At 39.6% G+C, this 268-nt stretch carries 1 protein-coding gene; it reads right to left on the reverse strand.

Features of this window, described 5'->3' with window-relative positions; all coding sequences use genetic code 11:
- Positions 1-258 (reverse strand): L-alanine exporter AlaE (alaE, locus tag MTCD1_RS19325; protein WP_235013395.1); only part of this gene is annotated, 258 nt, incomplete at its 3' end.
- Positions 259-268 lie beyond the last annotated feature (10 nt).

Genomic DNA, 268 nt, shown 5'->3' on the forward strand with positions numbered 1-268 from the left:
ACGTATTATTGTCAACCAGTAGCCATAAGGTGCGCCAAGTACCAATAGCGCCAACGTTTGGATCATAGCTGCCTTAGCAATACTCGGTATATCCATGCCGACACTCAGTAAAATGACGATATACAACGGCAATTGAAAAGTGATATTATCAATTATATCACCGACTACTTGTCGCCCTTTATTCGATTTACTGCGACTTAATCTAGCGATAATTTTATCACGATAAAACCCATACATACGACCGGTTAAAATATTCACCGGTTTACAC

Origin of the sequence: Colwellia marinimaniae, from assembly GCF_002207865.1 — a bacterium.
In the GTDB taxonomy this organism is placed as follows: Bacteria; Pseudomonadota; Gammaproteobacteria; order Enterobacterales; family Alteromonadaceae; genus Colwellia; species Colwellia marinimaniae.